The organism is Halotia branconii CENA392 (assembly GCF_029953635.1).
Lineage (GTDB): Bacteria > Cyanobacteriota > Cyanobacteriia > Cyanobacteriales > Nostocaceae > Halotia > Halotia branconii.
This window is the reverse complement of the sequence record NZ_CP124543.1, coordinates 6,547,999-6,562,346: the sequence shown is the minus strand read 5'-3', so window position 1 is coordinate 6,562,346 and position 14,348 is coordinate 6,547,999. Positions and strand designations below refer to the sequence as shown.

Below are 14,348 nucleotides of genomic sequence, written 5' to 3'. Positions count from 1 at the left end.
GGTTGAGAAAATTACTGCTAAACCCTTGCTAGAAATGATTTACGCAAAACATTTTTTACACAAACCTCAGTAACTATGGGAAGACGCAAAAGCGCCAAACAGATTGAAAAAGAGTTGCAATATGCTCGTGCAAGGGAAGCTTATAACCCACCCGTTAGAGAAGATGGTGCAAGTACTCGCAAAAATCCTTTAATTGCAGTAGCTTACAAACCTATACAGATTGCAGCTGGAGAAACTGCTAAAAAGTACAAAGTACAGGCATCCCAAAAAAGTGTCGTGTTTTTTGGACAGACAGCTTTAAACTTGGTTGATGCCGGTTCAGAAGATCCTTTACCTCGCGGCGCTAAGCCTGCGAAAGTTCACGCTACTGTATCAGACGATTCACCTAATATCATTCGGGCTTTAGGTAGTAATCGCCCATACAAGAGATATGCGCCAGGGAATCGTGGCAGTAACACCCAATATTCTTACACTGCACCACTTTCAATTCAATCAGCAGCAGCTTTAGATAATGAAGTGAAAACTGTTTTCAACGCTGTTAAAGGCAAATTAGGGGGTGCTTATGGGCGTGTTTGGTTTACGCCTGAATATTTTGTATTAACTGGCAGTGGTGAATAATTTTTTAGAAACTCCTGCAATTTGGTATCCGGGACAGTCGCAATTGGAGTATGAGGAGGAATTAAATCTCATGCTCCAGCGGGCAAATATGACAGCAGCGTTTCTGCGCGGCAATATTCACCCAGATACCTTTCTCGACTTCCTGGACGAACAAGAGTATGACGTTTTTGAACTAGCTGAAGATTGGGAATTAGTCAAAATATGACACTTCAGCTTGACCTAACAGCAATGGGAGCTTGGGAATTAACTTACTACCAAAAGTTAGTAGGTAATCCCGACAACCGCAGAGCCAGAGCGCCGCTAATTGACCCAGTAGAGCTTCCTTATTTGACTGATAGTCACGTTTTTTTAGTCGGGGCTTCCTGGCTTAATGCCAAACCTACTTGGATTAGAGCAGGATATTTCTATCAACAAATTAGCGGCATTCATGTTGACGACACTGTAGTTTTTGAGGGATTGGGACAGGTTCCAACCACTGAAGTAGATGGTACACGCCGACTAATTAAGCTTAATGCGATTGAGTTGGTTCAGTTTCCCAAGCTGACCGAATCTTATCGTTTGAGGTTTGAGGCTTTACCTTGGATTTACCAAGTCACTCTGGCTGTCTGGGAATACAGAGGAATAGAAACTGATACCACGGAAGATTTAATCAACGCGGTTCGCTCCAAATTAGAAACAATTGAGTTCAAAATTGATAATTTATGACTACTGCATTAAGTTACAGCGCATTAGCCGAAAAGTTACCCGCTGGTTCAATTGAATTTGTTGGAAATAATCAAGTCAAGCTTAATTTCAGCACAACTACAGAAAGCGGTAGCAATCTGACTCTTAATGCTTCTTGTGTTAAGGGAATTGTTAAACTTTTGCAAGGATTAGCTGCATTAACCGACCAAGTGAATGAAGCAAGAGTTAATGCTGAATTACCACCTATTCAATTTGCCAGTCAACAGCTTACGGGTACACCGGAGATGCCAGAGTATGAGTTTACTGTCCGGGTGAAGGTTGACACAGCACAGTTTATTGAAAATTTGGATGATCCAACTGATTAACACAAGTGACTACTACAAAATCAGTAATAGCTGTTAGTAACTCAACTAACAGTAACAGCCCAGGAATCACAATTACTTTAGAATCTACTGGTATATTTTTAGGAATCCTTGTTAGCTTTTCCATTTTAGGTGGGTTAGGCATCAAAATTGTTAGCAGTATCAATAGAATTTCAACTTCAATTATTCAAATTGAAGAAGATTTGAAAGAGTATGCTAGCAATGCCGAGAAGATTAGAGAGTTAGACAAAAGATTTGATTTACACGTTCAAGAGTATATCAACAGAAAAGATGTAATTCAAATGCTGTTGGGTCAAATGAATGAAAAAATTGACCACAAGTTTAAACGAGTTTTATTCTACACCCGCGATATTCAACGCTTTTTACAGCGCGACACTAACTTCCAAATTCGGGAATACGAAGAGAATACAGAACAGGAGTAATTACAAGTGAATCAAAAAACTTTAGATCGATTCAGCACAGTTTTAGGTTTGGTTGCAGGAGTCTCTAGTGTCCTGGGCGGTAGTGGGATGATTGGCAGTAACACTGCGACGATAATCACAGGAATATCTACAGCTATTCTGGGCTATCTGGTGCAACGCCCGGCTAGTGACAAGCCGGCTGACTAACCGGACGGAGATTACTTTAGTTCAAGAATCAAGATCAACAATCCAAAATAAAAAGAAAAGCTTAAACACAGCATCCCAAATAGTTTAAGTCTTCCCCAAGGATAACCATATAAATCATCGTAATAGGCTATAAACGTTGAGGGTAAAGTTCCCCAGTATTTGATAAATTCGTCTAATTCTCTAATTAATTTTTCAAGGTTGAACATGATTAGTAAGTTTACGTTAGAAAATTACTTTCAGATACACGAAGGAAAAGCAATTGATTTTAGACTTAGAGTCCAAAAAGACCAAAACAATCAGTATAGCTTTTACATTCACCCCCAAGATATTAACGGGGAAACTTGGGATTTTAAGGTTATTGGTAATTTCCTAGAATGCACTACATCCACAAGTGAAACTTTAAACAGTCTATTAGTAGACGGTGAGACACTTGACAATCTTGATAAAAACGTATTGTTTTTGATGATTAAGCATCTCAACACTAAAATCAGCGAACTAGAAACCGTCAGCACTTCGCAACGCGATCAGCTATTTCGCCGGGTACAAGAATTAGAACAATTCCAGCGTGAGTACGAAACTGCACAGGAGTATGAAAGCGATCGCAGTTAGGTCTACTGGGGATTCACTCTAGTAAGTTACTTTGACCAGCTTGCTAAACGATCGCGATATTCTTCAATTAACTTAAGTGCTTCCTCTCCACTCTGAGAAATTGTATAATATCGCCTCCGTGGTGTTTTTTCAGTTTTGCTACTTATGGAAGTAATAAAATTTTGAGTTTCCATCCGTCCTAAGGTTGTGTAAAGCGAACCACAGGTCAAAAGTTTAATTTTATATTTTGAACGTACTTGATTGATTACGTTTAATATCTCTAAGCCATAAAATCCGTTATGGCTTCTAAGTAGAGTCAGTAAATCCTGCTCTAGACTTGAAAGTAAAAATTGATGTTTCGCCAATTAATTAGTCGTTATTCCCTTTTTGTCACACTGACTCTAATAATTTCTCAAAATAAGCAGCATTTGAGTAGCGCGATCGCCCACTGTGATCGCCAAAAATCAGTTTAAAACTAGTGGTTTTGAGCAGTGAATGAGTAGCACACTGAAGCATGAGGACTCAAACTATTGCCAGACAAGGGTTAATTATGGTTTTGCCAGAACCAGAGACACCCATGACCAGAATAATCACTTATTTTTCCTTGGTGTAATCAAATTTTTAACTTTGCCAAACCTAAATAACGGATGCCTTCAGGAGAAATATCAAAACGGCAAGGTAACACTTCTAAACCTAAAGCGATCGCCTCCCGCAGTAACTTACCATAAGTAGGGTCTGTACTATCACCAGGGGCAAACTCAGTACAATCACCCCGATTGATAAAATAACACATAACTGCACGAGTCAAAGGTAACAGTGCCGTTAGTTCCCGTAAGTGCTTTTGTCCTCTTGTCGTCACTGTGTCAGGAAATAAAGCTAACCTTCCCTGTGCCAAAGTTGTATTTTTTACTTCTAAATATATGGGGCGATCTTCTTCACTTCCCAGCAATACAAAATCTACACGACTTTTTTTATCTAGTCCATAAACCACTTCACCCTTGATTTGGCTGTAGTTACCCAGTTCTGGAAAAAGATATTTTGCCAAAGCTAGTTTCACTACTCGATTTGGTAAAGCAGTATTAACACCAACCCAGGTCGGCTCGTTGTCATGTACCTGAATTAGTTCTAAGGTATAAAGCAGTTTACGCTTGGGGTTATCACTTTTAGAAACTTGTACTAAGCTACCAGGAGTCGATACTCCAACCATTGGGCCTGTATTTGGACAGTGTGCTACTACAACTTCCCCATCAGCAAGTTGAACATCAGCAAAAAAGCGTTTGTAACGTTTGAGTAAAATACCTGAATATAAAATTGGATAGCAATACAGCCAATCAATCATTAACAATACTCCGGACACGGTTGTAGCGATCGCACGCAAAAGCCATTCTTTAATTTTGATAGGAGTTAAGTTAAGCGATCTAAAATTGTTGTAATCAATTTCGTAGTCAGGACTTTAGTCCTCACCCTACGGGTAACTATATCTTTGCTTAACTTACATTCATTTTTTGTAATTTTACATGCACCAATACAAAATTATACTTAAACAATAAAATTCTTTTCTTGAGAATAGAAGTTTTTGACCAGTATGTTAAATATATAACAAAATTTAAATTTTAATACTTTAAGATGCTGTTGATATCAATCATGTATAAAGATCAAATAAATGCTACAGTAAAAATTCTTAACAAAACTTAGATGTAATGCTACAATCTACCAGGAATAATTTCCAGCATTAATTAAAACAACAAAAACCCACTGTTCCAATAATTAGAGGTTGAAGCCTAAACAAATATGTAATTTAAGCCTGTGAGAATCAATTAATGTTTTCATTTTAATGTGATTGATTTAGCATTTTAAATGAATGTTTATCAGTATTTATCTCATTCTGATGCCATTGATCATCACAACCGAAATATTAAGTATAACCTGACATTCTTAGGCTGACTTCATAAAATTCACAATATAGCTTATGCATATTCTGATTTACTCTTACAACTATCATCCAGAGCCGATTGGAATAGCACCCTTGATGACCGAATTGGCTGAAGGACTAGTAGAACGAGGTCACCAAGTGCGAGTGATTACAGGAATGCCTAACTATCCTCAGCGTGAAATTTATGATGGATATAAAGGCAAGTGGTACGTTACAGAACAAAACAACGGTGTGACCATTCAGCGTAGTTACTTACGGATTAAGTCTAAACCCAACCTTATAGATCGGCTGCTATTAGAGTTGAGTTTTATCTTTACTAGCTTACCACAAGCCTTAAATGGTAAGCGACCAGATGTAATTCTTTTAACAGTGCCACCACTACTAGTTTCACTACCAGCAACTCTATTGGGGTGGATGTACAAGTGTCCTGTAGTTTTGAATGTCCAAGATATTCTTCCAGAAGCAGCTGTGCGCGTCGGTCTCATGAAAAATAAATGGATGATTAAGGCATGTGAGGTGTTGGAGAAATTTGCATACCGAAACGCATCTAAAATTAGTGTGATTGCTGATGGATTTTATGACAATTTAGTAAATAAGGATGTACCTGTTAAGAAAATCGTTTGTATTCCCAATTGGGTAAATGTAAATTTTATTCGTCCTTTGGCTAAGGCGAATAATCTTTGGAAAATCGCCCATCAGTTAGATAGAAAATTTGTAGTAATGTACTCTGGTAACATTGCATTAACGCAAGGTTTAGAGACAGTAGTAGCCGCAGCAGCTAACTTGCGTCATATTAAAGAAGTTGTTTTTGTAATTGTTGGCGAATCGAAGGCTTTGGCTAGACTGCAAGAATATTGTTTGTCTTGCGGAGCAGATAATATTTTGTTATTACCGTTGCAGCCACGAGAACAACTACCACAAATGTTGAGCGCTGCTGATGTGGGGTTGATTGTGCAAAAGCGTAATGTGATTTCCTTTAATATGCCTTCTAAAATACCACTATTGCTAGCAAGTGGTCGTCCAATAATAGGTTCAGTACCTGCTACTGGTACAGCAGCAAGAGCTATTCAAGAAAGTGGTGGTGGCATAATTGTAGAGCCAGAATCATCAGATGCATTAGCGGCAGCAGTATTGGATTTATATCGTAATTCGGTACTAGCAACACAACTAGGTAACAAAGGAAGACAGTTTGCTGTAGAGTGCTATTCCTTTAAACAGTCAATTGAACAGTATGAGGAACTATTTTTAGATGTAGTTACTAAACGAACATTAACTATGGGCGGTACAACAACACTAAAATCGAAAAAATCAGTTGTTGATATTTGAAAGTTTGTAGGGCGACAAGTTACTTGTCACAGCATTAATCTTAACCAAAAATAATTATTGTCCAATTTAAGAGGGTGTTAGACACAACTGCCATTTTGATGATGTTATCGCCTATATTCGTCGCCACAATCGCCGATTATCTCATATAAATCTCGTGACTGGCGAGATACTGCATCTATGCGATCGCTATCTTCAGCATCTAAACTAAAACTAAATACTTGGGCGTTATCTGCGATATGTTCAGATACACCAAGCCTCGCACCAACTATCACACCACCCACAGCTGGTTGATCTAAAATGTAACGTACTGCAACATTGGCAATGCTGACTTTATGCTTATCAGCAATTTGTTTCAAAGTAGTAAGCAACTCTTGAAACAATTGCCAACCACCCCAAGCATCAATCATATTTTTATATTTCTTCAAGCTTGTGGTAGCTAAATCAAATCCTCGTAGTTCTGATTTATCTAAATACTTTTCTGATAACAAACCACCACAAACTGTACCATAAGTAAATAATTTGATATCGTGCTGTTGACAAAACTGCACCATATTTACTTGGGGACGACGATCAACTAAAGAAAACTGTACTTGGTTAGAAACAATTTTAATGCCTGCTTCAATAATAATTTTGAGGTGTTCTGTATCAAAGTTAGTTAAAGCTAAATGTTTAATTTTTCCCTCAGTTTGTAATTCTGTCATATACTTGAGGGCATCCAAGTAATTTTTATCCTGGTATTCCCACCAATGGAATTGCATTAAATCTAATGATTCAACATTCATTCTCCTCAAGGAAATATCAATATTTTTTTCGACCAATTGTCTCGTCATTTTACCGGGACGAGGAACCCATTTTGTGAAAGCTTGAATATTAGCCAAAGCCTCCTGTCCACGCATCGCAATCATTTGACGACGAAATTCACCAATAAAGTCTTCCGCAGGGCCATAATGGTCTGCTAAATCCCAAGTAGTGAAACCTGCATCCACATATTGAAACATAGCTTCAATGGCAGCTTGGGGGTTGATGCGTCCGTGTCCACCAGACACTTGCCACATACCATTTAATATTCGACAAATATTTAGATCAGGAGTGAATTGAAGACGGCTTTCTATTGGTAGGTTCATATTTATAGGGCATGGGGCATGGGGCATAGGGCATGGACATAGGAAAATAAAGTTGAACTTAATTATGCCCAATTACTTAAAGTATAAAACTTAAACAGGTAAAGTATAGTAACTGAATAATCATCAACTGTTAACTGTTTTTAACGCCAGCCTGTGTTTGCTTGTTCAAAAACGTAAGCAGCTACAGATTGAATTTGCTCTTTGGTGAGACGGTCTTGATAAGCTGGCATATTATTTTTACCATTGGTAACAAGAGATGCGATCGCTTCTTTAGAATCCATCCTATATCTCTTGAGTGCTGGTTTTTTCAAGTTCTTACCCCGCCTAATGATATTACTGCCATTGATATGACAACCAGCGCACTGAACGCTAAATATTTGTGCGCCGTCGGTTGTTTCAGTTGCGATCGCAGGTAAGGTAAAGCTACTTGTTAATAATAGCGCTAGCAACAACAAGGTTATAATTTTTTTCACATAGATAGTAGCTTTTGAATAGTAAGAAGGTTGTTGAGTATTTTTGAAGTACATCATTTAAAATTGGCAGTGTTTCTTTTTATTCAGCTAGATGAGCTTGAGCTTTGATTACTATTAGATAATCCAAAATAGAGTTGTTTATGAAGATTGTTAGGAAGATAAATAACGAGTTGGCGATCGCAGGACAAATTACCCTCGAACAATTGCCACAAATTGCCCAGGAAGGATTTAAGTCAGTACTTAACCTGCGATCGCCCAATGAGCAGGGCTTTCTGAATAGCGAACCAGAAAAAGTTGAATTTTTAGGACTTTCGTACATCAATATACCTGTTAAATCCGAGGTAATGAATGATGAAACTGCTACCTCTTTGTTAGAGCAAATTAACAAACTATCCAAACCACTCTTAATGCATTGTGATTATGCCATGCGGTCTGCGGTGATCGTATTAATGTATATCGTAATATGGCAAGGAGCAACTTTGCAACAAGCATTTAAACAAGTTGAAAAATTTGGTTTATTTAGGACTGTGAGCGATTAATTGCTTCATCCACAATTGATTTAATCGGTCAAAAAAGCGTTAAAGAAAGTAACCGTTCACAGGGGTAAATTTCAGCCTTTCCCCTTTTCCAAGCAACCATACATTTTGATCCCCCCTTGTAGAGACGCGATGAATCGCGTCTTCTTGCTTATGATCGCAAAATCCAACCCAAAATCCAGCATTACATAGGAAATGATATAGCCTCACAACTTCCTCAAATTGTTGATATATAACGATATAAGCCCAGGTAAAACTTTAGCAGGCATCTTGCGATCGCATATTTACAAATAAAAATATTTCAAACATCAGCATGGACTCTCAGACAGTCAATCAAAAAAATACACCAAAGAAGCATCCTAGCGGTGATAAACGCTTCAAAATACTTGATGCAACCATGAAGCGCCATCAATATCAGCAGGATGCACTCATAGAAGTCTTGCATAAAGCTCAAGAACTTTTCGGTTATTTAGAAAATGACCTGTTACACTACATCGCCCAAAGCTTGAAACTCACACCCAGTCGGGTTTATGGTGTAGCAACTTTTTATCATCTTTTCTCTCTCGCACCGAAAGGCGCACATACCTGTGTCGTGTGTACGGGTACAGCTTGTTACGTTAAAGGGGCAGAAAATTTACTAGCAACTGTAGAAAAGTGCGCCAAAATTCATGTCGGTGAAACAACGCCAGATAGTGAACTTTCACTGTTAACAGCTAGATGTTTGGGTGCTTGTGGCATTGCGCCTGCGGTTGTCTTTGATGGTACTGTTTGCGGACACCAAACACCGGATTTAGTTACTGAACAAATAGAAGGATGGCTCAAACATGGATCTAGCTGAACTACAACAAATAGCTCAGAAAGAACGCGCCAACTCTAAGCCTGTTCGCGTTCGGTGCTGTATGGCGGCTGGTTGTTTGTCATCTGGTGCTGTTGCAGTTAAAGAAAGTTTAGAAAAGACAACAGCAAAAGCCGGACTGACAGATAAAGTGGAAATTCGTGGTGTTGGTTGTATGGGTTTGTGTTGCCAAGGCCCTCTAGTACAAGTTGATAGCCCAGAAGTACAAGACTTTGCACCCTTACTATACGAAAAAGTAACTTTAGAAAATACTTCCTCAATTGTCGCTGAAATAAATGGCGATGAAGTAAAAATACAACGAGGAGATTTAAACCAGCCATTTTTTACCAAGCAATTACCTATTGTTCTAGAAAACAGTGGCAAAATTGACCCAGAATGTATAGAGTCTTACATTGCTGCTGATGGCTATCAAGCACTTTATCAGGTACTCCGAGAGATGACACCTGCTAAAGTTGTGCATAATATTACTCGCAGTGGGTTACGGGGAAGAGGAGGTGGAGGTTATCCCACGGGGGTAAAATGGGCAACTGTCGCCAAAGCGAAGGGAGAACGCAAATTTGTAATATGCAATGCTGACGAGGGCGATCCCGGTGCATTTATGGATCGGAGTGTTTTGGAGAGCGATCCGCATCGGGTTTTGGAGGGAATGGCGATCGCAGCATACGCAATCGGCGCAAACCAAGGTTATATTTATATCCGCGCTGAATACCCCATCGCTATTAACCGTCTGCAAATTGCCATTCGCCAAGCCCAACGCCTCGGTTTATTAGGAAGTAATATTTTTGACTCCCATTTTGACTTTAAAATAGATATTCGCATTGGGGCGGGTGCTTATGTTTGTGGGGAAGAAACCGCTTTAATGGCATCCATTGAAGGCAAACGCGGTACACCTCGTCCGCGTCCACCTTACCCGGCGGAGAGTGGTTTGTGGGGATTTCCAACTTTAATTAACAACGTTGAAACATACGCTAACGTCCCTTGGATTATTCGTAAGGGTGCAGATGTATTCGCCAGCATCGGTACAGAAAAAAGCAAAGGTACAAAAGTTTTCGCCCTAGCTGGAAAAATTCAAAATACAGGCATCATAGAAGTGCCAATGGGAACGACTCTGCGGCAAATTGTCGAGGAAATGGGTGGTGGTATACCAGATGGCGGTACAGCCAAAGCCGTGCAAACAGGCGGTCCCTCTGGGGGATGCATCCCCGCTTCAGCTTTTGACACCCCTGTAGATTACGAATCTCTGAGTCAACTAGGTTCGATTATGGGTTCCGGCGGCATGATTGTCATGGATGAAACTACCAATATGGTAGATGTTGCCCGCTTTTTCATGGAATTTTGCATGGATGAGTCTTGCGGTAAGTGCATTCCCTGCCGTGTCGGAACGGTGCAACTGTATCAATTATTAACCAAAATCCGCAAAGGCAAAGCATCCCTTACTGACTTAGAACTGCTGGAGGAACTTTGCGACATGGTGAAGCATACCAGTTTGTGCGGCTTGGGACAGTCAGCGCCAAATCCGGTATTTAGTACGCTGAGGTATTTTCGGGATGAGTATTTAGCGTTAATTGCTCCAGCAAATCTAATCAAAGACAAAAAATTATGATTGCTTTGCTGATTGGGTTGCAGATTGTTTTACCACTTGTTCTGATTGCGTGGCTAGCGATCGCACCGTCCCACAATTTACTCGGTGTTTCGCTACAAGCCCTCGTCACAGCATTGACTTTATTTGCGATCGCCCGCATGGGAGTCTGGGTCTTTCCGCCTTGGTGGACACCCTATATCTATGCGCTGCTCTTTACCATTACCTTGGTGACTGTGTTTCGCCAACACAAGCCCCGGCGAAAGCTGCCGTCTAGCTGGTTAGGTTGGATTGCCATTATTGGTTTTGTTGCCTTTGGGGTTTTTGTAGGAAACGAGGCCGTGCAAAGTTGGGCGGGTCAGTTTCCACCCCCGATTCCCGCTGTAAATCTCGCCTTTCCACTGCGGGGTGGTGATTATCTCATCCTCAATGGCGGTAGCGACATTCGGATTAATGCACATCTGAAGACGATGGACGAATCAGTTGCGCGTTTTCGTGCCTATCGAGGACAGAGTTACGGCATCGATATTATCCAGATCGATCGGTTCGGCTTGCGGACACAAGGGGTAGTTCCTAGCGATCCGGTTGCCTACCAAATTTATGGTGAGCCTGTGTTAGCCCCCTGTGCAGGTAAGATTGTTCAAGCGATCGATGATTTGCCAGACATGACGATCCCGCAAATCGATCGTGTCAATCGCGCAGGTAATCACGTTATCCTACGCTGCGGCGATATCGATGTCTTACTTGCCCATTTTCGTCCTCAGAGTCTCTCGGTTCAAACTGGGACAGACGTTAAGGTTGGCGATCGCATTGCCGAGGTGGGAAACTCCGGTGCCAGCGACGAACCTCACCTGCACATTCATGCCCAGCGCCCCGGATCGTCTGTGGCTCCGTTTTCTGGCGATCCGTTGCCGATGCGTTTTAATGGCCGCTTTCTCATTCGCAGCGATCGCCCGATCATGCCTAAGAAAATACAACAAGTTTATCAATCACTTCATTACAAGAAGAGGTGAAGAAAATGATTACAAAAATTTTCTTGAACATTGGTGCATTGCTAGCGATCGCTTTCCTAATTCTAGTCATTTTACAAATTAAAAATGAACAAGAAGTTAGTAAAATTTGGCGATCGCTTGAAGGAGTCCCAACAGAAAATCGTTTTACTAAAGACATGGTTGAGGCATTACCTGCGCCTGTACAACGCTACTTTTTGCATAGCATTGCACTCTTGACTCCTCTTGCTTCCTCTGTCAGCTTGAAAATGAGTGGTAGTTTTAGGATGGCGCAGGATAAACCGTGGATACCGATGCAAGCTACAGAAATTCTCTCAACAAAAGGATTTGTTTGGAAAGCAAGGATTGGTAGTGGTTTGTTCCAAACGATCGGCAGCGATCGCTATACCAACAAATCTGGTCGAATGCGGTTCTTTCTTTGGGGACTAGTTCCCCTCGTCAATGCCCACAGTCCTGATATTACTCGCTCTACTATTGGACGATTCGCAGGAGAATTTTTCTGGCTACCTGCTGCTTTACTACCTCAGCGCGGCGTAAGTTGGAAAGTAATAGATGAAAAAACTATCCAAGCTAGTCTAAAAGTTGACGATGAACCTGTAACGCTGACACTGTTTATAGATGATAACGGCAAACTGCTAAAGCTTTCTCTGCCACGTTGGGGAGATCAAACAGAAGATGGTAGCTATACTTACATTCCATTTGGCGGAGAGTACCAGGAAGAAAAAACATTTGCAGGATTTACAATTCCCTCCCAGGTGAGTGCAGGCTGGTGGTTTGGCACAGATCGTTACTTAGAGTTCTTCCGCGCCACAGTTGAGCAGGCTGAGTTACGTTGAAATTTTCTATATATTTTCTTTTGAAAAATCAACATGAAAATTACAAGGTAAGACAACAGCAATGACTGTCAAAACACTCACAATTAATGACCAATTAATCAGCGCCCGCGAAGAAGAAACCGTTCTTCAAGCTGCCCAGGATGCAGGGATTCATATTCCGACTTTGTGCCACATAGAAGGGGTTGGGGATGTCGGTGCTTGTCGGTTGTGTTTAGTAGAAATTGCTGGCAGTAATAAACTTCAGCCTGCTTGTGTGACGAAAGTTACTGAAGGTATGGAAGTGCAAACAAATAGCGATCGCCTACAAAAATATCGTCGCACAATTATCGAAATGCTGTTTGCTGAAGGCAATCACATTTGCTCGGTTTGTGTAGCCAATGGTAATTGCGAATTGCAAGACTTAGCCGTTGAAATGGGTATGGATCATGTGCGTTTAGAATATCAGTTTCCCAACCGTAAAGTAGATATTTCTCACGATCGCTTTGGCGTTGACCACAACCGTTGTGTTCTTTGTACTCGTTGCGTGCGTGTTTGCGATGAAATTGAAGGAGCGCATACTTGGGATATGGCAGGGCGCGGTAGCCATTCTCATGTAATTACTGATTTAAATCAGCCTTGGGGAACCTCAGATACTTGTACTTCTTGCGGCAAATGCGTTAATGCTTGTCCTACAGGTGCGCTTTTTTACCAAGGTTCAAGCGTAGGTGAAATGAAACGTGTAGACGCGAAGCGGCTTGTCCCAGGACATCGCGCCAAACTTGATTTCCTAGTCACAGCACGAGAGAAAAAGCAGTGGCTCTTTAAAACTGGTTCAGAATAGTGATAAAAAATATCTGTATTAACACTATAGAGCAGTCAATATGTATAAAAAGCTAGTCTTTGTAACCCTGGGATTGATACTCACACTGTTATCTTCTATGCGTCCAATACTAGCCCATACTGTTTTGGAAAAAGTTGCCAAAACAGGGGTGCTTACAGCAGGAACAAGCAAAGATGCTTTTCCCTTTGCCTATAAGAATGAGAAAGGGCAACTCACAGGATACTCCGTGGATATGCTGAAGCTGATCGAAAAGCAGTTAGAGCAGGAATTAAAACGCCCGATCGCTCTCAAACTGGTTGCCGTAGATCCAGAAGATCGTATTCCCAATCTACTTACGAACAAGGTTGATATCGTTTGCGATGCTAGCAGTTTTACTTGGGAACGCGAACAAGATGTTGATTTTTCTGTTAGTTACGGTCTCACCGGTACTCGCTTATTAGTCAAGCATGGCTTATCTTTATGGGGGCCGGAGACATTAGTTGGAAAACGCATCGGCGCACTTCCCAAAACAACCAACGAACAGTCAATTCGGCAAGCACAACCAAAAGCTCAGATTGTACTGGTAAACGATCGAGCCGCAGGCTACAAAGCTTTACAAGAGGGTAAAATCGATGCGTTTGCTTCTGACGGCGTTTTATTAGAAGGGTGGTTACAAACTACTTCTAATGCTGATAAGTTTGACATCGTGGGATATCCTTATTCTGATGAAGGCATAGCGTGTATGCTACCAGAAAATAATTCCACCTTCCGAGATACGGTTAACTATGCCTTAATCCGCTTCATGCAAGGATTCCTTACAGGCAAACAACCTGACGTTGCCATCTTTGATCGTTGGTTTGGTAGTCATGGCGCTGCGCCTCTCAACAAAGATCTACGAGATTCATTCACCGAAAACATGCGACTAACAGTCGATTCACTCGAACAGTTACCCGAAAGAGTCTTTTAGCTATTGTGCCTTAACAGTCACTGCGAAC

Annotated in this window: 20 protein-coding genes; 15 read left to right on the top strand and 5 right to left on the bottom strand. The window is 40.9% G+C overall.

Annotated elements, in window-relative coordinates:
• Positions 1 to 75 precede the first annotated feature (75 nt).
• From QI031_RS28785 to QI031_RS28755, 7 genes are all read left to right on the top strand, one after another.
• Positions 76 to 618, top strand: a complete 543-nt coding sequence (locus QI031_RS28785) for a hypothetical protein (protein ID WP_281480797.1) — start codon at positions 76 to 78, stop codon at positions 616 to 618.
• The gene (locus QI031_RS28780) at positions 611 to 823 is read left to right on the top strand and encodes a hypothetical protein (protein ID WP_281480798.1); all 213 of its coding nucleotides are present in this window, start codon (positions 611 to 613) and stop codon (positions 821 to 823) included. The genes QI031_RS28785 and QI031_RS28780 overlap by 8 nt, the downstream gene beginning before the upstream one ends.
• Positions 820 to 1,323 carry a hypothetical protein gene (locus tag QI031_RS28775; RefSeq protein WP_281480799.1) on the top strand — a complete coding sequence of 168 codons (504 nt, stop codon included), beginning with the start codon at positions 820 to 822 and terminating at the stop codon, positions 1,321 to 1,323. The genes QI031_RS28780 and QI031_RS28775 overlap by 4 nt, the downstream gene beginning before the upstream one ends.
• Positions 1,320 to 1,667, top strand: coding sequence for a hypothetical protein (locus QI031_RS28770; RefSeq protein ID WP_281480800.1), 348 nt, complete (start codon positions 1,320 to 1,322; stop codon positions 1,665 to 1,667). Before QI031_RS28775 ends, QI031_RS28770 begins: the two co-directional genes overlap by 4 nt.
• Positions 1,668 to 1,672: 5 nt before the next feature.
• Positions 1,673 to 2,107 (top strand): hypothetical protein, encoded by a 435-nt coding sequence (locus QI031_RS28765; protein WP_281480801.1) that lies wholly within the window; start codon positions 1,673 to 1,675, stop codon positions 2,105 to 2,107.
• Between the two features lie 6 nt (positions 2,108 to 2,113).
• A complete protein-coding gene (locus tag QI031_RS28760; protein WP_281480802.1) occupies positions 2,114 to 2,293 on the top strand; it encodes a hypothetical protein in 180 nt (59 codons plus the stop codon).
• Positions 2,294 to 2,497: 204 nt separating this feature from the next.
• Complete coding sequence (locus QI031_RS28755) at positions 2,498 to 2,902, top strand: hypothetical protein (protein ID WP_281480803.1); 405 nt, start codon at positions 2,498 to 2,500, stop codon at positions 2,900 to 2,902.
• Positions 2,903 to 2,928: 26 nt separating this feature from the next.
• On the opposite strand, the gene QI031_RS28750 is transcribed toward QI031_RS28755, so the two are convergent.
• The 3 genes from QI031_RS28750 to sfsA all read right to left on the bottom strand — a co-directional run bounded on the left by QI031_RS28750 (position 2,929) and on the right by sfsA (position 4,220).
• Positions 2,929 to 3,246: a PadR family transcriptional regulator gene (locus QI031_RS28750; protein WP_281482961.1), complete on the bottom strand. Its 318-nt coding sequence runs from the start codon at positions 3,244 to 3,246 to the stop codon at positions 2,929 to 2,931.
• Positions 3,247 to 3,271: 25 nt separating this feature from the next.
• Entirely contained in the window at positions 3,272 to 3,397 is a 126-nt protein-coding gene (locus QI031_RS28745) for a hypothetical protein (RefSeq protein ID WP_281482960.1), read from the bottom strand.
• Between the two features lie 97 nt (positions 3,398 to 3,494).
• Positions 3,495 to 4,220, bottom strand: coding sequence for a DNA/RNA nuclease SfsA (gene sfsA, locus QI031_RS28740; RefSeq protein ID WP_281482959.1), 726 nt, complete (start codon positions 4,218 to 4,220; stop codon positions 3,495 to 3,497).
• A 630-nt stretch (positions 4,221 to 4,850) separates the two neighbouring features.
• Between sfsA and QI031_RS28735 the strand changes: the two genes are divergently transcribed.
• Complete coding sequence (locus tag QI031_RS28735) at positions 4,851 to 6,140, top strand: glycosyltransferase family 4 protein (protein WP_281482958.1); 1,290 nt, start codon at positions 4,851 to 4,853, stop codon at positions 6,138 to 6,140.
• 104 nt (positions 6,141 to 6,244) lie between these two features.
• Here the strand turns inward: QI031_RS28735 and QI031_RS28730 are convergent, their stop codons facing one another.
• Entirely contained in the window at positions 6,245 to 7,264 is a 1,020-nt protein-coding gene (locus QI031_RS28730) for an aldo/keto reductase (protein ID WP_281482957.1), read from the bottom strand.
• Positions 7,265 to 7,404: 140 nt separating this feature from the next.
• Complete coding sequence (gene petJ / locus QI031_RS28725; protein WP_425526049.1) at positions 7,405 to 7,791, bottom strand: cytochrome c6 PetJ; 387 nt, start codon at positions 7,789 to 7,791, stop codon at positions 7,405 to 7,407.
• Between the two features lie 86 nt (positions 7,792 to 7,877).
• Here petJ and QI031_RS28720 point away from each other — a divergent pair, with 86 nt between their 5' ends.
• The 7 genes from QI031_RS28720 to QI031_RS28690 all read left to right on the top strand — a co-directional run bounded on the left by QI031_RS28720 (position 7,878) and on the right by QI031_RS28690 (position 14,320).
• Complete coding sequence (locus QI031_RS28720) at positions 7,878 to 8,276, top strand: protein tyrosine phosphatase family protein (protein ID WP_281482956.1); 399 nt, start codon at positions 7,878 to 7,880, stop codon at positions 8,274 to 8,276.
• A 310-nt stretch (positions 8,277 to 8,586) separates the two neighbouring features.
• Positions 8,587 to 9,111 (top strand): bidirectional hydrogenase complex protein HoxE, encoded by a 525-nt coding sequence (hoxE, locus tag QI031_RS28715; RefSeq protein ID WP_281482955.1) that lies wholly within the window; start codon positions 8,587 to 8,589, stop codon positions 9,109 to 9,111.
• Complete coding sequence (locus tag QI031_RS28710) at positions 9,098 to 10,732, top strand: NuoF family protein (protein WP_281482954.1); 1,635 nt, start codon at positions 9,098 to 9,100, stop codon at positions 10,730 to 10,732. Before hoxE ends, QI031_RS28710 begins: the two co-directional genes overlap by 14 nt.
• Positions 10,729 to 11,721 (top strand): M23 family metallopeptidase, encoded by a 993-nt coding sequence (locus tag QI031_RS28705; RefSeq protein ID WP_281482953.1) that lies wholly within the window; start codon positions 10,729 to 10,731, stop codon positions 11,719 to 11,721. The genes QI031_RS28710 and QI031_RS28705 overlap by 4 nt, the downstream gene beginning before the upstream one ends.
• 5 nt (positions 11,722 to 11,726) lie before the next feature.
• The gene (locus tag QI031_RS28700; protein WP_281482952.1) at positions 11,727 to 12,554 is read left to right on the top strand and encodes a DUF6920 family protein; all 828 of its coding nucleotides are present in this window, start codon (positions 11,727 to 11,729) and stop codon (positions 12,552 to 12,554) included.
• Positions 12,555 to 12,615: 61 nt separating this feature from the next.
• Positions 12,616 to 13,374: a bidirectional hydrogenase complex protein HoxU gene (gene hoxU / locus QI031_RS28695; RefSeq protein ID WP_281482951.1), complete on the top strand. Its 759-nt coding sequence runs from the start codon at positions 12,616 to 12,618 to the stop codon at positions 13,372 to 13,374.
• A 40-nt stretch (positions 13,375 to 13,414) separates the two neighbouring features.
• Complete coding sequence (locus QI031_RS28690; protein ID WP_281482950.1) at positions 13,415 to 14,320, top strand: amino acid ABC transporter substrate-binding protein; 906 nt, start codon at positions 13,415 to 13,417, stop codon at positions 14,318 to 14,320.
• Positions 14,321 to 14,348 lie beyond the last annotated feature (28 nt).